Source organism: Methanolobus sp. ZRKC2 (genome assembly GCF_045291185.1).
GTDB lineage: Archaea > Halobacteriota > Methanosarcinia > Methanosarcinales > Methanosarcinaceae > Methanolobus.
In genome coordinates this window covers 1,953,168-1,972,131 of record NZ_CP146980.1, presented here as the reverse complement: position 1 = coordinate 1,972,131, position 18,964 = coordinate 1,953,168, and the positions used below count along the sequence as shown (strand labels likewise).

20 protein-coding genes are annotated in these 18,964 nt (G+C 43.5%); 13 read left to right on the top strand and 7 right to left on the bottom strand.

Annotated features, from left to right (window positions below; translation table 11 throughout):
• Window positions 1–89 precede the first annotated feature (89 nt).
• The 6 genes from dusB (at window position 90) to nth (ending at window position 5,045) form a co-directional block, all read left to right on the top strand.
• Window positions 90–1,049 (top strand): tRNA dihydrouridine synthase DusB, encoded by a 960-nt coding sequence (gene dusB / locus V7O62_RS09290; RefSeq protein ID WP_406656028.1) that lies wholly within the window; start codon window positions 90–92, stop codon window positions 1,047–1,049.
• A 261-nt stretch (window positions 1,050–1,310) separates the two neighbouring features.
• On the top strand, window positions 1,311–1,856 hold the full coding sequence (locus tag V7O62_RS09285) for a pyruvate ferredoxin oxidoreductase subunit gamma (RefSeq protein ID WP_406656027.1): 546 nt from the start codon (window positions 1,311–1,313) through the stop codon (window positions 1,854–1,856).
• A complete protein-coding gene (gene porD, locus V7O62_RS09280) occupies window positions 1,853–2,113 on the top strand; it encodes a pyruvate synthase subunit PorD (protein ID WP_406656026.1) in 261 nt (86 codons plus the stop codon). The genes V7O62_RS09285 and porD overlap by 4 nt, the downstream gene beginning before the upstream one ends.
• Entirely contained in the window at window positions 2,114–3,328 is a 1,215-nt protein-coding gene (gene porA, locus V7O62_RS09275; protein WP_406656025.1) for a pyruvate synthase subunit PorA, read from the top strand.
• Window positions 3,325–4,200 (top strand): pyruvate synthase subunit PorB, encoded by an 876-nt coding sequence (gene porB / locus V7O62_RS09270; RefSeq protein ID WP_406656023.1) that lies wholly within the window; start codon window positions 3,325–3,327, stop codon window positions 4,198–4,200. Before porA ends, porB begins: the two co-directional genes overlap by 4 nt.
• Before the next feature lie 185 nt (window positions 4,201–4,385).
• Window positions 4,386–5,045, top strand: coding sequence for an endonuclease III (gene nth, locus V7O62_RS09265; RefSeq protein ID WP_406656022.1), 660 nt, complete (start codon window positions 4,386–4,388; stop codon window positions 5,043–5,045).
• A 30-nt stretch (window positions 5,046–5,075) separates the two neighbouring features.
• On the opposite strand, the gene V7O62_RS09260 is transcribed toward nth, so the two are convergent.
• Together V7O62_RS09260 and V7O62_RS09255 are read right to left on the bottom strand one after the other, a co-directional pair.
• Window positions 5,076–5,783, bottom strand: a complete 708-nt coding sequence (locus tag V7O62_RS09260) for a DNA alkylation repair protein (RefSeq protein ID WP_406656021.1) — start codon at window positions 5,781–5,783, stop codon at window positions 5,076–5,078.
• Window positions 5,784–6,124: 341 nt separating this feature from the next.
• On the bottom strand, window positions 6,125–6,973 hold the full coding sequence (locus tag V7O62_RS09255; RefSeq protein WP_406656020.1) for a TIGR02391 family protein: 849 nt from the start codon (window positions 6,971–6,973) through the stop codon (window positions 6,125–6,127).
• 260 nt (window positions 6,974–7,233) lie between these two features.
• On the opposite strand from V7O62_RS09255, the gene V7O62_RS09250 reads away from it, so the two are divergent.
• Window positions 7,234–7,944: a 4Fe-4S double cluster binding domain-containing protein gene (locus V7O62_RS09250; RefSeq protein ID WP_406656019.1), complete on the top strand. Its 711-nt coding sequence runs from the start codon at window positions 7,234–7,236 to the stop codon at window positions 7,942–7,944.
• A 27-nt stretch (window positions 7,945–7,971) separates the two neighbouring features.
• Here the strand turns inward: V7O62_RS09250 and V7O62_RS09245 are convergent, their stop codons facing one another.
• A complete protein-coding gene (locus tag V7O62_RS09245) occupies window positions 7,972–8,385 on the bottom strand; it encodes a GNAT family N-acetyltransferase (protein WP_406656018.1) in 414 nt (137 codons plus the stop codon).
• A gap of 116 nt (window positions 8,386–8,501) precedes the next feature.
• On the bottom strand, window positions 8,502–9,707 hold the full coding sequence (locus V7O62_RS09240) for an aldo/keto reductase (RefSeq protein WP_406656016.1): 1,206 nt from the start codon (window positions 9,705–9,707) through the stop codon (window positions 8,502–8,504).
• A gap of 100 nt (window positions 9,708–9,807) precedes the next feature.
• Between V7O62_RS09240 and V7O62_RS09235 the strand changes: the two genes are divergently transcribed.
• On the top strand, window positions 9,808–10,509 hold the full coding sequence (locus V7O62_RS09235; RefSeq protein WP_406656015.1) for a class I SAM-dependent methyltransferase: 702 nt from the start codon (window positions 9,808–9,810) through the stop codon (window positions 10,507–10,509).
• A gap of 53 nt (window positions 10,510–10,562) precedes the next feature.
• Here V7O62_RS09235 and V7O62_RS09230 read toward each other — a convergent pair whose 3' ends face one another.
• Together V7O62_RS09230 and V7O62_RS09225 are read right to left on the bottom strand one after the other, a co-directional pair.
• On the bottom strand, window positions 10,563–12,581 hold the full coding sequence (locus V7O62_RS09230) for a nitrous oxide reductase family maturation protein NosD (RefSeq protein ID WP_406656014.1): 2,019 nt from the start codon (window positions 12,579–12,581) through the stop codon (window positions 10,563–10,565).
• Window position 12,582: 1 nt separating this feature from the next.
• A complete protein-coding gene (locus V7O62_RS09225) occupies window positions 12,583–12,717 on the bottom strand; it encodes a hypothetical protein (protein WP_406656013.1) in 135 nt (44 codons plus the stop codon).
• A 197-nt stretch (window positions 12,718–12,914) separates the two neighbouring features.
• Here V7O62_RS09225 and V7O62_RS09220 point away from each other — a divergent pair, with 197 nt between their 5' ends.
• The 3 genes from V7O62_RS09220 (at window position 12,915) to V7O62_RS09210 (ending at window position 15,546) form a co-directional block, all read left to right on the top strand.
• On the top strand, window positions 12,915–13,736 hold the full coding sequence (locus tag V7O62_RS09220; RefSeq protein WP_406656012.1) for a TrmB family transcriptional regulator: 822 nt from the start codon (window positions 12,915–12,917) through the stop codon (window positions 13,734–13,736).
• Between the two features lie 177 nt (window positions 13,737–13,913).
• Entirely contained in the window at window positions 13,914–15,206 is a 1,293-nt protein-coding gene (locus V7O62_RS09215) for a hypothetical protein (protein ID WP_406656010.1), read from the top strand.
• 16 nt (window positions 15,207–15,222) lie between these two features.
• On the top strand, window positions 15,223–15,546 hold the full coding sequence (locus V7O62_RS09210) for a hypothetical protein (protein WP_406656009.1): 324 nt from the start codon (window positions 15,223–15,225) through the stop codon (window positions 15,544–15,546).
• A gap of 6 nt (window positions 15,547–15,552) precedes the next feature.
• Here the strand turns inward: V7O62_RS09210 and V7O62_RS09205 are convergent, their stop codons facing one another.
• Window positions 15,553–16,707: a Vms1/Ankzf1 family peptidyl-tRNA hydrolase gene (locus V7O62_RS09205; protein ID WP_406656008.1), complete on the bottom strand. Its 1,155-nt coding sequence runs from the start codon at window positions 16,705–16,707 to the stop codon at window positions 15,553–15,555.
• A gap of 290 nt (window positions 16,708–16,997) precedes the next feature.
• Here V7O62_RS09205 and V7O62_RS09200 point away from each other — a divergent pair, with 290 nt between their 5' ends.
• Both V7O62_RS09200 and cysK read left to right on the top strand, forming a co-directional pair.
• Window positions 16,998–17,963, top strand: a complete 966-nt coding sequence (locus V7O62_RS09200; protein WP_406656007.1) for a serine O-acetyltransferase — start codon at window positions 16,998–17,000, stop codon at window positions 17,961–17,963.
• A gap of 18 nt (window positions 17,964–17,981) precedes the next feature.
• Complete coding sequence (gene cysK / locus V7O62_RS09195; RefSeq protein ID WP_406656006.1) at window positions 17,982–18,929, top strand: cysteine synthase A; 948 nt, start codon at window positions 17,982–17,984, stop codon at window positions 18,927–18,929.
• Window positions 18,930–18,964 lie beyond the last annotated feature (35 nt).

The following is an 18,964-nucleotide window of genomic DNA, read 5'->3' as shown; positions in this document are numbered from 1 at the left end:
GTCGAAATTTGTAAAAGAACACTGTTATTATAGCTCTTTTTCCATACATTCTACTTATATATTAGTATCCCCTTCGATACCCCAGGTAAATGAAGATAGGCAAAGTAAAAATTCCGGGAAACATTCTTCTGGCTCCAATGTCCAATGTCACAAACCTGCCTTTTCGCCTGATGTGCAGGAAATACGGAGCTTCCATGACCTATTCAGAGATGATAAGCTCTGATGCCGTCATCTATGAAAATGCTAAGACTTTCAATCGTGGCAAAAGTTCCAGAGACGAGAGACCCTTTGGGATACAGGTATTCGGCAATTCCCCACAAGTGGTAGCCGAAGCAGCCCTTAAGATTGAGGAAGCCTACCACCCGGACATAATAGACCTGAATTGCGGATGTCCTGCAAAGCTGCTCACAAAAGACGGTTTTGGCTCTGCATTGCTCAGGTCACCCGAACTTATACATTCGATAATTAACGAACTTTCGGAAACAGTTTCCACACCGGTCACAGCAAAGATACGCGTGCTTGAAGATACGGAAAAAACTCTTGAAATTGCACGGCTGATAGAAAATGCAGGTGCATCCGCTCTTACAGTTCACGGAAGGACCAGGCAGCAGCAGTACTCCGGCAAATCGGATATGGAATATGCAAAAAGGATTAAACAGGAACTTTCCATTCCTGTCATTGCTAACGGGGATGTCGTTGATGAGTCCTCCGCAGAGCGTATCCTGGAATATACCGGCTGTGACGGGATAATGATAGGAAGAGCTGCAATGGGGAATCCATTTCTTTTTAAAAGAATTTCTTACTACCTTGATACCGGGGAGATACTTGAATTCGAAGAATGTGCACAGAGGGTCACCGACTTGCGTGAATATTTCAAGCTTCTTGAAGACCATGAACTCATGCATACAATAAATGTGAAAGCACATGCCCAGTGGTTCACACGAGGAATCCGCAACGGCAGACACATAAGAAACAGGATCGCCGAAGCAAGAGATGCTGATGAAATGCTCCTGCATGTGGAAGAGATGTGCGGGCATGAACAACCTTAAAGTCTTTCCTCATTCTTGTCAGGACCAGTTTAATAAATTTATTTTTAATTTAATTAACGGCGTAAATCACCGAAAGACTAAATACTAATTAACCGATTCTACACAATTAAACATTGCATTTTACGACAGATGACGATAATTTCATGTGATACAAGCAACATGAGCCGGAATCTACGGAATGCAGATGTCTAAAAAACCTTATGAAAAATGCTTTGTTGAATTGATCTATTGTTATCTCACATGGTTTATGGAGAATTTTAGATGAAAGAAATAAGAATACACGGCAGAGGCGGTCAGGGTTCGGTAACTGCTGCCGAACTCTTGGCTGTTGCTGCTTTTGCTGACAGCAAGTTCAGCCAGGCTTTCCCCGCTTTTGGAGTGGAAAGAAGGGGGGCACCAGTCCAGGCTTTCACCAGAATAAGCGACGCTCCGATAAGACTTAGAAGCCAGATCTACAAACCGGACTATGTAATAGTCCAGGATCCTACATTACTTGAGGTTGTTGATGTTGCCAGCGGCCTGCAGGATGATGGAATCCTTATTGTGAATAGTGATTTCGATCCTGAAAAATTCAACCTCGATACAAAGGCCAGGATCATGACTGTCAATGCTACTAAGATTGCACTCGACATCATCGGAAGGCCAATCGTAAACACCGTACTGCTCGGTGCTTTCGCAGGAGCCACAGGTGAGATCAGACCTGAGTCCATCATGGAAGCAGTCAAGGAAAGATTCCCGGGCAAGGTTGGAGAAAGGAATGCAGAAGCTATCATGGAAGCATACAAGATGATGGAGGCTAACAAATGAAGATCCTACCGGGAGGCGTCTGTGAGGGAGGTACCACCAGGGTCAACAAGACCGGCGGATGGAGAACCTTCAAGCCTGTTTACGATTACGACAAATGCATCAAATGCAAGTTATGCGAACTCCTGTGTCCGGACATGTCCGTACTCCCAAGAGAAGACGGATTCTTTGAGTTCGATTACGATTTCTGCAAAGGATGCGGAATCTGTGCAAATGAATGTCCGAAGGACGCAATTACCATGGTGCTGGAGGAGAAATAAATGGCACATGAAATGCAAATAGACAAGAGTAAGATGGTCGTTGTTGAGGGTTCATATGCAGTTGCACATTCTGTAAAGGTGTCCAGGCCAAATGTTATATCTGCTTACCCTATCACACCCCAGACACATATTGTCGAGGACCTCTCACAATTCATGGCAGACGGTGAGATACCAAACTGTGAATACATCAACGTAGAATCTGAGTTTTCAGCACTTTCAGCACTGGTCGGATCATCTGCTGCCGGAGCAAGGTGCTACTCAGCCACAACCTCACAGGGTCTTGAACTCATGCACGAGGTACTGTTCAACATCTCAGGTATGAGACTGCCTGTTGTGATGACAATCGCAAACAGGGCTGTCAGTGCACCTATCAGCATATGGAACGATCAGCAGGATGCAATCTCCCAGAGAGATACCGGCTGGATACAGCTCTACGCCGAGAACATACAGGAAGTCTCGGACATGACAGCACAGGCCTACAAGATTTCCGAGGACAAGGACATACTTATGCCTTCAATGACATGTATGGACGGTTTTATCCTCTCACACGTTTACGAACCTGTCGTACTGCTTGAGCAGGACCTGACGGATGATTTCCTGCCAACCTATGAACCCGAGCATGTGCTTGATCCAAAGCACCCATTGACCTTCGGTGCATTTGCAGATCCTAACTATTACACAGAGTTCAGGTATATCCAGGAGCAGTCAATGCAAAAAGCTCTTAAGAAAATAGAGGATGTTGCAGATGAGTTCTACGATGTATACGGAAGACACTTTGGAGGACTTATCGATGAGTACCAGACAGATGATGCAGAAATCATCATCATGGCAATGGGATCCATTGTTGGAACCATTAAGGACGTCATTGATAAACTCAGGGACAGGAATGTGAAGGTAGGACTTTTGAAGGTCAGGGCATTCAGACCATTCCCTGCAGAAGCTATCAAGAACGTTGTAAAGGATGCAAAGGTCGTTGTTGTCCTCGACAAGAACATCTCACTGGGACTTAACGAAGGAGCTCTCTTTACCGAAACCAAATCCGCACTCTACAACACCGATATCCGCGTACCTACAGTCGGTTACATGATCGGCCACGGTGGACGTGACATTAAGGTGGACACGATCGAGAAGATAATCGATGAGGCAAAGGAAGTCATGAAGACAGGTATCAAGATCGAAAGCCAGTTTACCGATGTGAAGGAGGAACTATTATGAAAACATTGTTTGCCTCGGGACACAGAGGTTGTGCAGGTTGCTGTGATGCAATGGCTGCAAAGTTCACACTTATGGGCGCCGGAGAGGACTGTATAGTTGTCAATCCTACCGGATGTCTTGAAGTTATGACAACTCCGTTCCCTGAGACTGCATGGAATGTACCATGGATTCACTCACTTTTCGAGAATGCCGCTGCTGTAGGATCAGGTATTGAGGCAGCCCTTAAGGCCCTTGGAAAGAAGGGAGATACAAAGGTCATTGTTATGGGAGGAGACGGTGCAACTCTTGATATAGGCATGCGTTCTGTTTCAGGTGTCTTTGAGAGAGGCCATGACATCACTTACGTCTGTATTGACAATGAGGCTTACATGAACACCGGTGTGCAGAGAAGTGGTGCAACACCATTCTATGCATCAACCACTACAAGTCCTGCAGGTAAGGAGTCTTTCGGAAACCCAAGACCAAAGAAGAACATGCCTGCGATTATGATTGCACACGGTTCACCATACGTTGCTACAACATCCCTTGCATACCCAAGAGACATGATCAACAAGGTGAAAAAGGCAACGGAAATTGAAGGTCCGACTTATGTCCACTGCCACGCACCATGTACTACAGGATGGGGATTCGATACATCCAAGACTGTGGAGGTAGCAAGGCTGGCTGTACAGACCGGTCTCTGGCCACTTTATGAGGTAGAGAACGGCGAAGTCACCAAGGTCAGGAAGATCGGCAAGAACAAGAAGCCTGTTGAAGAATATCTCAAGATGCAGCGCCGTTTCAAGCACCTTTTCACTAAGGAAGGCGGCGATGAAGAGATCGTAAAGATCCAGGCACTTGCAAATAAGAACATTGAAGAATTCGGGCTCTAATTTTATTAGCCCGCTACTTTTTTCTTTTTATTTCTATTTTAATCTACAGTGGAAACTATGGGCCTTTGGAATTAGCTAAAGAGAGTGGATATGCCACTGACAATGTCACTGCAAAAGCTGTTTGTTAATACCACAGTCATACTCCCTTAAAAAACCATAAGAACCATCAGTCCGTATCTTATGCCATGACCCCGAAACCTCCGGCACCGGTTCCCGATAATACTGAAAACTTCGATACCATTTTCGAGCTCCTGCGTGATGAGTATCCCAATGCTGCTCCTATGCTTCATTTCAGTAATCCCCTGGAGCTGATGGTGGCCACGATTCTCTCGGCCCAGTGCACGGACAGGCAGGTCAATCTGGTTACAAAAGTGCTGTTCAAGAAATACCGCAGTGTGGAGGATTACGCCAGTGCTGACCTTGAAGAGCTCGGAAAAGACATTTACACAACAGGCTTTTACCACCAGAAGGCAAAGCATATCATCCGCAGCGCCCGGATCATTCTGGAAGATTATGATGGAAAAGTCCCCAACACTATGGAAGACCTGCTGAAACTCCCGGGTGTGGGCAGGAAGACAGCCAACATAGTTCTTGCAAGAGGTTTTGGCATCATCGAGGGTATTGCAGTTGACACGCATGTAACCCGCCTCTCACAAAGGCTTGGATTCACCCAGCACCATGACCCTGTAAAGATCGAAAAAGACCTCATGGCAATTGCAAAAAAACAGGAACTTGAAAACCTTTCTATGACATTGATACTGCACGGACGCAATGTCTGCATTGCACGAAAACCCAAATGCGGGATATGTGTAGTTAATGAGTTGTGTCCTTCCAGTGAAGTCTGAACTTATTTTGAAAGCTTTAAACTCACTTTTTCATTTTTCCATAGCTTTAGTCCTCAAATCCTTCGGCATTTTCTCGATAGCATACCTCAGTGCAGTACAGGGCATTACCTTCTTATTTTGCATGACGTAGTCGAAAATCTCCTGCTGATGTTCCCTGCTTGCTTCCTTGAGCATCCAGCCGTACCCTTTCCTGACAAGATCATCTTCGTCCGTCAGCAGGAGGTCGGCGATCTCCAGTACATCATCCAGATAATCTCCCCGTCGGGCGGGCAATATCAGTGTAACGGCAGCAGCCCGCCTGTACCAGCGGTTATCAGAAGCCGTCCAGGTTTTGAGTGATTCGATATACTCGGGATACATGTCGATAAAAGTCCCCACTGCATGATTACAAAGGGTGTCACATTTTGCCCAATTGTTTATGTACTCCCCGATCCATCTCTCAAAAACTGCAAAATCCTTGGGCTCGTAGTGAGGATTAAGATAGTCAGCCCATTTGAGCGCAATGAAGGCTTCCTCGTTGTAATCTGAACTCAAGAGTTCCTCACAAAGCGCAAAAATGTCTTCCTTACTTTCGGAGGATATGCTTTTGAAGTACTGTTTTGACATTTTCGTAACTATGGCTGTTTTCACGCCGTAAGATTTCGTTTCCTCTTTGAAAAAACGGTTTGAACTTGCTCTTGTTTGCTCATCTACGTTCTGCTCAAGTTCTCGTCTGATCTCGGAGATGACATCATTCATAATTCTTTTATTAGTTGACTGACAGATAACATTAATGGATGATTGAAGATTTTAAACTAAGTTCACTTAACTATGCTATGAGTGGGATCAAATGAATACAAGAACTCTTGATATTGCATTCAAAATTTTCATAACAATAGCCTTGACAACTGCATTTTATAACGCTTATCAGGGATGGTTTTATGACAAGTCCAGCTTGACCTTGTTATATATCACAGTGATTTTTTCTTTATTAGCAAGCTTGAGCAAGGAGATTCTTAAAAAAGAAAGTAGTTAAGCAATGAATCGAGTGGTTTTAACGAAGGATGAAAAAGTAATTTTCCAAAAGTCAAGTACAAGAATCAATTATTATCTTTAACTTGATCGCTTTCATTTAATGTCATTCCATCTAAAATTCGTAGAAGGAAAGTGAAAAATGAAAGATATTCAATAGCAATAAATGGATTTTCAAGATAGATATCTCTATGCATGAATTGATTTCTAATTGCCAGCACGAATCCTTTAAAAAGAAAGTGTACACCTTTTTGCTCAGTATCATCCCCTAATCCATATTGGCCGGTAGACAAAACTGGATTTACCGGCGAAAAAACATTATCTACTAAATCGGAACCATCCAAATCAATTCTTCCAGTGATTTCTTTAATTTCTTGCAGCACCGCAAGTGTTCCATTCATTACGGATTCTCTAAAATGAGAGTTCACAAAGGTTCTCTTGCATTTTTCAACTAATAGAGGATGAAGTCCTCTTAACTCAAAAACAGCTTCTAATTCTTCTTTAGATAAATCTGGGCACTCTGTTTCCTTAGGCAAGGAGTTTAGTTCTGTCGTAATCAAGTCTGGGTCTGATTCACTGAGTTCACGATATTCGTCACAAGCCAAATTCCACTCTTCAATTTCTTCTTCACTTAGATTTTTTAGATTCTCTTCACTCAGAATTCTGCCTGTTTTCAGAGTTGCATAAATGATAGACTTAGAAATATCAGCCTTAGTCATATAGTCCACCATTTTACAGCCCCAGTCATATTCAGATTCTTTTTCCATCCAACCAAAGAATCTTGAATCTAAAATGTGACATTGGGGTATTAAAGAAGTTAAAACATCAGTCGTGCACTTATTGAGACGAATCTCTTTGGTTGGTTCAGGAAAAAGCTGATTCCTTGGTTTAACTTTCTTTTTTGACTTTTTAGACATGTGCCATCACTCTTCAAAGAAATAAGTGTCTGAATGATAGAAAAAGCTTTTTTGCATCAACCAGTATTTTTGTTGGTTAAGTTACCTAAAAATCATAAAATATATTCAACTATCTCACAGTTCCACCATCATCCCATACTCACCATAGGCCTCTTGAAGAAAACCAACTTTGTCACTCCTTCATGAGTCCAAAAATTGAATCCAGAAGATAAAGAATTAATTAACTAATAACGTAACCAGATAGAGTAAGAGGTATCATTGTGACTCTTCAGGACGAATTGAACAGAATCGCACTGGAAAACGGCGTCCAGTACTTTGGTGTGGCAGATCTTTCAGATGCTGCGGAGTTTATTTTAGATCAGGGTGACAACGAACTGTCTGCATATCCGTTTGCGGTCTCGATCGGAATACGGCTGATGGACCCTATCGTTGACAAACTCCCGCACAGAGATGAGAGAGCAGTTGCATTGAATTATAAACATCATGCATACGATGTCATCAATTCACGACTTGACATGATAACTTCAATCCTGAGTAGCTATATTCAAGATAGTGGCTATTCGGCACTTCCACTTCCTGCATCAAAAAGAATAGATGATGAGAGGATATGCGCCCAGTTCTCTCATAAGCTAGCCGCTCACCTATCCGGACTTGGCTGGATAGGAAAGAGCTGCCTTCTGATAACTCCGGACAACGGTCCGAGGGTCAGATGGGCTACAATACTGACAGATGCATCCCTTCAACCCACCGGCAAAAAGCTGGAAAATAGATGTGGCACCTGCAACGAATGTGTGAACATATGTCCGGTCCAGGCCTTTAACGGAAGGAACTTCATTGAAAGTGAAAGCAGGGAACTGAGATATGATGCAAGGAAGTGTGAAGACTACTTCAAGAAGATGGAGAACAACGGCCAGATACCAGCATGCGGGTTATGTGTGTATGCCTGTCCTTATGGGAGAAAAAAGGATTGAGGTAAGATTTTGCATCCAAGGCCGATATCAAAACTCCACCATCATCCCACACCCATACTCACCAGTAGGCCTCTTGAAAAACCCGAACTTCTCATAAAAGCCCTCCATACCCTTTGCCGACATCAGGGTGATGTAGGAATATTCCTGTAAGTTCTCTCTAAGATAAGCCATTATCTTTTCCATAAGTGCTGTGCCGATGCCCTGTCTCTGGTATTCGGGCAGAACGATGACATCAGCTACGAAAAAGATGAAACTGTCATCTCCCACCACACGGCCCATTCCGATTATCCTGCCATTTTCCACAGCACAGACGCAGTAGTTGGAATTGTTAAGACTCTTCTCTATGGCTTCATTGTTTGGGTAGGGCCAGCCGACGGACTCCCGGATATGGATGTACTCTTCTACTGATGGGAGCTTCTCTTCGATGGTGTAATTGGTCATAACTCTCATTTTTTAGTTGCCTTATTTAAGATTTCAGGTTTTCGGCAACCTTCATGAATCAAGTTTTTCATCATTCCATTTAGCAAATTTCTTTCAAAAAGACAGACATGATAGCTTTAACAGCTATCATCTGTGAACAACTGTTTCGCAATCGCTATTCTTTGCTCCAGATCGGGACCTTCAAACTCCCCGATGACATCTTCAAGCATGTCAGGAATGGCAATATGCTGCGGACATGCATCAAGGCATTTTCCACACTGTATGCACTGCGAAGCAAAACTCTTCTCGGGTCCTCCCAGGATACCACCCAGTCTTGCAGCATACATCAGCATCAGCATATCATCTGAGCCGAACATTTGCAGGTTATTGTACATTTCAAAACACGAAGGGATATCAACACCCTCAGGACATGGCATACAGTACCTGCATCCCGTACAACCAATCTTCATAAGTTCGCCGTACTTCTCAGCTACCCTGCTCACAAGCCCGAGCTCTTTTTCCGTCAGCGAATTTGGCAAACCTTCCTTTGCAAACCTCAGGTTCTCTTCAACCTGGGAGGGTTCACTCATACCGGAGAGTATAACTGTAACCTCAGGATGGTTCCATATCCAGCGCAATGCCCATTCCACAGGGCTGCGTTTTACATCTGCCTCATTCCAGATATCCATCACCTGGGAAGGAACAGGATTTACCAAGTTGCCACCTCTCAGGGGTTCCATTATCACAACACCAAGCCCTTTAGATGCAGCATATTCAAGCCCTTTTTTTCCTGCCTGCACATTCTCATCCAGGAAATTGTACTGTATCTGGCAGAAATCCCAGTCGTAGCCATCAACTACCTCACTGAAATCCTCACTTGCACCGTGGTATGAAAAACCTGCATTAATGATTCGCCCGTCAGCCTTCGCCCTGTCAAGGAACTCAATAACACCAAGGTCCTGAATAGTCTTCCAGCTCTCACCGGCAAGACTATGGATCAGGTAATAGTCGATATGATCGGTATTCAGCTTCTCAAGCTGGGCATTCAGGAACCTGTCCATATCCTCAGGCTTTTTCACCATCCACTGGGGCTGTTTCGTAGCAATCTTCACCTTTTCCCTGTATCCGTCTGCAAGTGCACGGCCAAGGAAAGGCTCACTCTGTCCCATATGGTAGGGCCATGCAGTATCGATATAGTTCACGCCATTATCAATTGCATAACGGACCATCTGCGTAGCCTTTTCCTCATCGATACTATGATCTTCCTTAACCGGCAGGCGCATGGCACCAAAGCCAAGTATTGAAAGTTCATCTCCGTTTTTTGGCATTTTCCTGTATAACATGATGCTCCTTCTCATCCTCTGTAATAAAGAAAATAAGTAGTGATATCGTTTAAGGATTCTGCAAAGAATATATAAAGTAGAAAATAGTCCAGCTTTTTACATGTCTTCCGCAAACCCTCCAGGAAACAAAACGCCTCATCTACCCGAAGATTATGATACCAAGATAAAATCTGTCCTTCCCTACTACTCATCTTTCCATCTTGAAACAATCAACTTTGTAAAGTCACTTCCTTCTACCCCAAAGATCTGGATGGATACGGGCTGCGGGACAGGCTCACTCATTTCAGAGGCAATTGAACAATTCCCGGACACGAAATTTCTGATGCTCGACCCATCAGAAAAAATGCTGGAGCTGGCAAAGGATAAATTCCCCTCATACAATCACAAAAGAGTTGAATTTCTGAAAGCTTCACCAACCCAGGAGTTCTCCCAAAAACTCGAAAAAAAGCCGGATGCTATTACTGCAATCCAGTGCCACCATTACCTTGATCGTGAGAATCGTACAAAAGCTTTGAAGAAGTGCTATGAACTGCTGAAAAAAGGCGGCATTTTCATCACCTTTGAAAACATCAGTCCGCTCACTGAGGAAGGGATCTCTGTCGGGAAAAGATATTGGGGAGAATTCCAATCTGTACATGGAAGAAGTGAGGATGAAGTGGAAGCCCACCTTAAGCGCTTTGGAGCCGAATATTTCCCCATAAATGTTGAAGAACACCTGAAACTGTTAAGGGAAACGGGATTCAGGACAGTGGAACTCTTCTGGTACTCCTACATGCAGGCTGGTTTTTACTGCATAAAGTAGAGCCTGAAAAAAAGAGTGGGATAGACCCACTATTTTAAAAATGTGCACTCTTTTCACTCATTATCTTCCTCTTCATCCCTTCTTCTTTTCCATAACAGTAAGAAGAACAAAAGCGCTATCAGAGCTATCCCCGAAAATGCCATCGTGGTTGAATTTCCTTCACTGTCCACAGTTGTATCCGTTGTCGAAGATGATGCAGTAGTCTGATAGGCACCTGTATTATCCGTATTTTCAATATCATCAGCAAATGCACTTCCTGTACTGATAGTCTCATTTGAAACTTCGCCTTCTGTATCTGTTTCATCTGTCTCTTCCGTTTCATCCTGCTCCATTATCTGTTTCTTCCGATAGACAGACATTCCATCATCACTGCCCGAATAAGGCGTAGATGTAGGTACAGAAGAAGCTGCACTCCAGAAAAGTCCAAATGTGCCATATTCAGTAAGGTTTGCTGTTACGAAATCATTGCTTGTATCAATAAAAGGGTTTGTTACTTCTGTCCAGTTAGAACTGTCCCACCTGAACAATGATAGTTCCGCTTCATCTGATGAGCTAAGACCTGCATCATCGTAAAAGATGTCCATATTCATGCTTGTCTCAGTGGAACTTATCAAAACATATCCATTGACGTTTGTTTTTCCAGTAAATGTGTTTGCATCTGTAGCTGCATATCTAATATTTGAAAACGAACTACCGCTTACAAATGACAGTTTTGGAAATCCACTACTCAGTATCAGATCACCAATTGAGTTATTTGGAGATGAAGTCAGTAATAAAGCAGTTGTTGTATCGTTTGCATAATTATTGGTCAACGTATTATTTTGAGAACTTTGCAGACGGAATCCGGTGCCACTATTGTTGATATAGTTACCCACGAGATAATTGTGATCTGAACCGGAAAGGAAAAACCCATTGTAATTGTTATTGCTTACATTGTTACCAGTCAGATTGTTATTGTTATCTGCATAAGAAAGGTAAATGCCATGGTTGTTATTGTTTACATTATTGCCGGTCAGATAATTGTCGCTTGAACCTGAAATGTACACCCCATAAGAATTATCATGAGCATTATTGCCGGTCAGGTTATTGTAATTGCTGGAATACCAGACAACAATACCGGAATCAGTGGCGTTGTTTGCCTCATTGTTTGTCAGGGTATTATTGCTTGAGCCACGGAGGCAAATTCCCCAATAATCGTTATAGGCATTATTGTTATCCAGATAATTATAGTCGCTTGAGGAGAAAAGGTAGATACCGTAAAAACAGTTTGCTGCAGTAACATTTTCTATTGTTGAATTAGTAGTACTCACGAGCATAGTACCATAATAATCTGAAACTTCGACATCTTTGACAGTAATACCTGTACAATTGACCAAATACACTGCTCCTGCATTTGAGCTTGAATTAATTTGACCACTGGTCACACTTGTCCAGTAGAAAATAGGTTTGCCATCAACTTCATTACTTGGACCAATGTTGTGTAAATAATGATTGACAGCACCTCCATCTGTTTTAAAATTGTATTTGTTCGATGAGATCGTATTTCCGGTCAGCGTATTGTTAGTTGAAGCATAAAGATAACATCCAAGCTCACTGTTATTGCTGGCATTATTGTTTGTCAGAATATTGTCATCTGCAGAAGAAACGTAAATACCGTAATAATTTCCACTCAGAGTATTATTCAAAACAATACTACTCGCTGTGCCCGAATGCAGATGAATACCGGCCTTATAAGAATCTGAAGCCCCCTCAATGTTGAATCCGCTTATATTTACACTGCTTGTATATACATGAAATACATCGTCGGAACTTGACTGAGCCTGAACAGTCGTATTTGCCGAACCGTTCTGGGACCTTATGACAACCTGTTTCATAACATCCACATTCTCAATGTATGTACCATCGGTCACAGTAATAATATCGCCGTTACTTGCATTTGCAAGTGCAGCAGTGATAGTTGAATTACCCAGATCGGCACCGACAATGATCTCTTTTGCTGAAACTGTTCCCGTACAAGCCAGTAAAATACAGATTAATGATACTAAAACAATAGAATACTTGTTTGATATCACATCATCCCCTCCTGCAAATATCCCCGGCTTCTGATAATGTGTCTGACTGCCGTACGCCTGTGAATGAAAATCCACAGGAAATTTTGAAAAGAGCGATCCTGTCGCGTAACTGTTCGGTCCTTGTTACTGTATTCAAAAAAACAACTCCCTTGTAATAATTTCAGACAGACGGATCCGTCCATTTCCTGGGATCAAGTATTTATTTTGAAACACCTGATTAGTTGTGTTAATTGGCTTGGCGTGGGTTTGAAATTTATATTAATGCAATTATATAGATAGAGAACTTTATTTAAGCCGTTTATACTCAGAAAAGCACATGTAAAAGGTTTCAAAATGCTGGAAAATAAATTGATCAGTCTGGGATTGAACAAATACGAGGTTGACTCATATATTCACATCCTGAAACACGGGATATGTGAAGCCAGTAATGTCCATAAGGAGACCGACATCCCATATGGCAAGATATACGAAACCCTGAATTCCCTCGTAACAAAAGGATTACTTGAGGTCCAGAACAGCCGTCCTAAGAAATACATGGCAAAAAAACCCTCCATTGCACTGAACGGATTCTATGCCGAAAAGAAAAGACAGCTTGATGAGGAACTGGAGAACACGAGGAAGCTTATCGTCAATATTGGAGAAGAAATCGATAAGATAAGGGTACAGGAACCGGCCGGGAAAACATTCTGGAAAACCGCAATGGGAGCAGAGATACCTGAGATGATCAGGGCAAACTTTGAAGAAGTGGAACATGAGAAATCTATCCTTCTCCATTTGCCTAAAAAACAAATTCTGGATTCAAAGTCAGACAGAGTCAATGAATGTGACATATCCCTGCCGTCAATGCTGCAAGCCCTTGAACGTGGGGTCAGGCTGAGAATAATTAGTATAAAAGAAGAAGGAATGATAGAAGCAGCAGAGGGTCTGCTTCAAATGATGGGCGATCCTGCAGAAAATGTAGAGATCCGGTATCAGGATGAACCATTCACTACCTGTTTTGCAGTCATTGACAACGATAGGGTGGTCATCAGCATAATCGACCCGGTGGAACAGAAGAACCTGCTCTCCATGACAAAGATCTGGGACCAGCGGCTGGCAGCCAGACTACAGGGTGAGTTTGAGCAGATGTGGAATTCAGCTAAGAAGCTGCACTAACAACGGAAAAATAAGCCGGTTTAAGAACTTTCCTGATTCCCAGAAATCTTAAATCCCATGCCCTACAACCCTAAATGGGAGCGGGAAAAGATAGCAGATACCAGCCTTATGGAATGCATTTAATTCTAGGCACAGCCCTCCCGTCAACTGGAAATGGTACTTGAGGAGGAAATTAATGTGGGGGACAAATCAAAATTTCCACCAGGATTCGAAGATGTGTTGAACTTCAGGCTTTCAGACGCACTTTTTGGGAGGAGGGCACGCAGGTTCTTTATGGGAGCATCAATTCCTGATGGCTACTTCAAATATACATCAAAACATGCAGCAATGCCACTCTCAGAACTCGAGCAGATGACACTGTTGACAGCAATGGGGGGAAACACAGGCTGGCACAACCTTATCATGCGGGGAGAAATATACGCACCGCACCTATCGAACTATGCCGGTAGCGCCGGAGGCAGGACATTCCCTTCAGCAGCCGGATTCCATACAAGTGAGCTGTTTTTCACGGATGATAAAGGTACTTACGTACTAAAAACAAGAGATGCACCTGCCATGGTTGAAAGAAAAGATGACGGTACATTTGATCCCGATGAATTAATGGAAGCACACCGTAGCCGTGTAAAGAAGATATATGACGGACGCCTGAAGGTACCTCCTGAGACACCTCATATAGAAGCACATAACACATGGGTTGTCAATCAACCGGGTACGACACTAGTAATACCTGTAGGGGACCTTGCACAGCACGTTCTTGCAGGAATCTGTTACTATGTGCAGAATGGCGTCTGTTTCTATGATGATGTGAACGGGAAGCAGATAGATGGGATCGAGCAATTTTCGGACATCGTGGATGTGAAAGAGCCTTATCCTATTACATTCCTCGAGATGTGGTCTCTCGGAGAACTGACAACCGAACTGGGTACATCATGCTATGCCGGAATGCTGATGCTGCAGTCAATGGGCCTTGGAGGGTGGCTTTTCAACGGTATGGACCCATTCTCACTTCTTGGAGCAAGCGGGGAGCCTGAAGTACAGGGACTGGGTTTCAGGTATGATACCGATGAGCGCTGGTCACTTCCAAATCCCACAGGACTTGAAGGTGTTTTTGAAGGATTCACACCACCTCACTATCGAGACATGCGACATGCCGTAGATGTGCTCATGGAAAGGAAATTCGGCCCCGGTGGACCATTCAATCCCGAGACACCTGGTTATTACAAAGACACTCCGGGAGTTCGCAGCAGTGCACAGGTACCTGATGAACATTTCAGGGAATGTGCAGCCCTCCAGGCCCAGTATATCTATGATACATTTGGTAAATTCCCCGGAACCATGCCCAGCATCTTTGTACTACCGTACCTGCAGGCTCACCATCTGGACCTTGACTTCTATGACAAGTTCTATGAAAAGGGAGCTTACCTGAAAACACATGCTGAACATATGCAGCGCTGGCATCCCGGGAAATAAATAAAAGGGTGGTAGAGTGGAAAATAAAGAAGATACAGACAATAATGATACAATAGATGTTCCTGTGATCGTAGCCTATGAAACAGGGGATGGCGAACTGGATGCCGACGGATACTTTGTGATAGCACTGGACACAGACAGGATGCTAATCCTGGCAAAACACTATTCCTACCGTAAGGAACTGTTGAGGATCATTGAAGGGCCTGATGCAAGGTCAATCTACCTTACAATTATCAAATACAAGTGGGCAAGCACGTTAAACCATGCTGCCTACCTGGGTCAGGAACTTACAAAGGCTGAGATTGCGATGAAAATCGGCTTCGGATATGTCCAGGGGTAAAAATATCTAATATCTCAGCAGCGCACCCACCGCATCATCAGAATCAAGGAAATCCCTTTGTTCAATGAACTCCACTTCTGCACCCGTGCGCTGGGCAAGTTCATAGAGTTCTTCCACTATATTTACAGATGATGTCGGTCCTCCACACCTGTCGCATTGTTCCGGTGGCCGGGTGTTTGCCTGCAGGTTCTGGCATCTCTCACATATCCATCCCGGGACTGAAGAGCCTTTAACAATCAAGAGTACGTTTACCCTTGCCTGCTCCAGGGCATTCCGGACGTCTTCCACACCGGCTACAGCCAGACCACCTTTTAGCATCTCACCTTTGAATTCTTTTGATCTATTAAGTGAGCTTTCAAACTCATCTTCCTGCAATACAGAGTCTCCTGCCTCGATTAGCTTGTCCCCGGAAATATCCATTGGAACATCGATTACATCCAGTATATTCTGTTGAATGTCTTTTGGGAGCATTTCAACCAGTTCCTGCTTTGCCTCACCAGGTCCGGCAATTACCAGTCCCCTTGTCTGCAACTCATCACATGTACCCTGAACATTCTCTACCACCTCTGAGAAAAATGATTTGATCGCCTCCTTTCTCAAATGGTTGAAACGCATCTGGCTCCATCCTCCCTTCTTGTGCTTTTTCATAAGGTCTGTAGACAGGTGCTTTTTCTCTTCTGCAATATCCGAACGTATGCAAACAAATCTGGCTTCCCTTGAATCCACAAGGAGCATGCCGTAGTCTTCATAATCTGCCCTCAGTCTTGCCAGAGGCAGTAAAAATGGAGACGTATCAAGAACCAGAGACTTTTCCGGCTCCACAGCCAATCTATAAACATGCAGGAAAGAATCGGGTGCAGATGCAAAAATTATCCTTCCCCTCTCACCTGAAACCGCAGGTTCAAAAAGTAGCTCTTCTGCCATGTCAAATGTCTTCTCGAACTCCGGTCGAAGATCCGCAGGCAAAACTTTCTTTATCGCCCCAACCCTGGAATTCACAAATACCCTGTTCACATGCTCATTTTCCCTGCTCACAGGCAGATAAACTGAAAGGTAAACATTCTCCTCAGCATATATCTCAGCCAGTGCCCTGAGATCTATATCTGTAACAGAGACAGGACCTTCAGGAGTGATTTGCCGGAAAGACATTTCAGGTTTCATAAAAAAACTGATACTCGCTTGTATTTAAGCCTAGGGATTGTCCCCTGATTATCAAAGTTCTTAAATGCAATTGCAAATATAGGTTGTTTGGGGCTACGAAAACTTTCCGCTTGTGAGGGTTAATAATTGCTGATCCTTTTCCAGCTACAGCGGCTTTATGAAGCAACGATCAAGCAAAAAATATGTAAAGTAGTTCTGCGTTGTTAACACTGTTAACAATTGGCTGAAATCTAATAGAAAAGAAAAAATAGAACAAACCAGAACCTGAAAATGCAAAGCAGGGGAATAATATGAACAATGAAACAGAACTGGAACTTAAAAAATGTACCATCCTTAGTTCCATGATCGACAACAAGTACCGTGCACAGATACCTGAAATTGTTGATATGGTTGCTTCCAGCTGCTCTGACAAAAAATGTTTTGATCATGTGGATGCAGCAATAATACCTTCCAGGGAATCTATTGTAGAGATCATAAATTTGATAAAAGATATATTGTTCCCCGGTTATTTTGGCGACCAGACTGTCGATAGGAGTGTTCTATCCTATCATATAGGCAATGAAATAACAGAACTCTTCGAGCAGCTTTCAAAGCAGATAACAAACAGCATCATCCATGATTGTGACAGATATGAGGAAGAATGTGCCGAATGTGTCGAAAGCGGGCAGGAAGAGACACTTAAATTCCTGAGAAAAATACCCCAAATACGTGCTTTACTTGCATCGGACGTAATAGCTGCATACGGAGGGGACCCTGCAGCTAAGAGTTATGATGAAATTATTTTCAGTTATCCCGGAATATTCGCCATGACTGTTTACAGGTCAGCCCACGAGCTTCACAAGCAGGGAATAACTGTAATCCCCCGAATAATGACCGAGTATGCTCATAGTCTGGTGGGAATCGATATTCATCCCGGAGCAAGAATAGGAGAAGGATTCTTCATTGACCACGGAACCGGTCTTGTCATTGGAGAAACCTGCGAAATCGGTAATAATGTACGTGTTTACCAGGGTGTGACCCTGGGTTCTCTGAGTTTCCCGAAAGACGAGAGAGGACAGATCATCCGGGGACAAAAAAGACATCCTACCATAGAGGATGACGTCATAATATATTCCAATGCTACCATCCTTGGAGGCGGTACAGTCATCGGGGCCCGCTCGATAATAGGCGGCAACGTATGGATAACCAGATCGGTTCCACCGGACACCAAGGTTGTTATTGAAGAACCGCATCTTATATTTAAGGAAAAACACTGAATCGGGAGTTTGGGTAAAATGAGCAATATCTACGATGACATAACAAAAACTGTTGGTAAAACACCACTTGTAAAGTTGAACAGGATAACCGAAGGATGCTATGCAACTGTAGCTGCAAAAATCGAATCCTTCAACCCGTTAAGTTCTGTGAAGGACCGTATTGCCCTTAATATGATCGAAACGGCTGAAAAAGAAGGGTACATGAGCAACGAAACGGTTGTTATTGAACCCACTTCGGGAAATACAGGCATCGGCCTGGCATTCGTCTGCGCATCAAAGGGTTATCGCCTTATCCTGACTATGCCCGAAACAATGAGTATGGAAAGAAGAAAGATCCTGAGATTGCTTGGAGCAGAGATAGTTCTTACTCCCGGTGCCGGAGGTATGAAGGGTTCCATAGAAGAAGCGGAAAGAATGGCAAAAGAGATACCTAATTCTTTTGTACCTCACCAGTTCATGAACCATGCAAACCCTGAGATCCATCGCAGGACAACTGCCGAAGAAATTTGGAGCGACACCGACGGGGAAGCAGATATTCTGGTAGCCGGTGTAGGTACAGGTGGTACTATAACAGGAGTCTCCGAGGTTATCAAATCCCGCAAACCTGAGTTTAAGGCAGTGGCAGTTGAACCTGAGGAATCACCCGTGCTTTCCGGTGGCAAAGCAGGACCACACAAGATACAGGGTATTGGGGCCGGTTTCATACCTGAGGTCATGAACATGGATATCGTTGATGAGATAATTCAGGTAAAGAGTGAAGATGCTTTTAAGACCGCTCAGGAGCTTGCGAAAAAAGAAGGTATACTTGCGGGAATATCGTGTGGTGCAGCCCTTCATGCAGCATTACAGGTGGCCAGAAGAAAGGAAAATGAAGGAAAACTAATAGTAGTTATTTTACCGGATACCGGCGAAAGATACCTGAGCACAGCGCTTGGAGATGTCGGTATCGAGACAGAGCCTAAATAGATTCCCAAAATGAATATATCGAATCAGATTCCAGC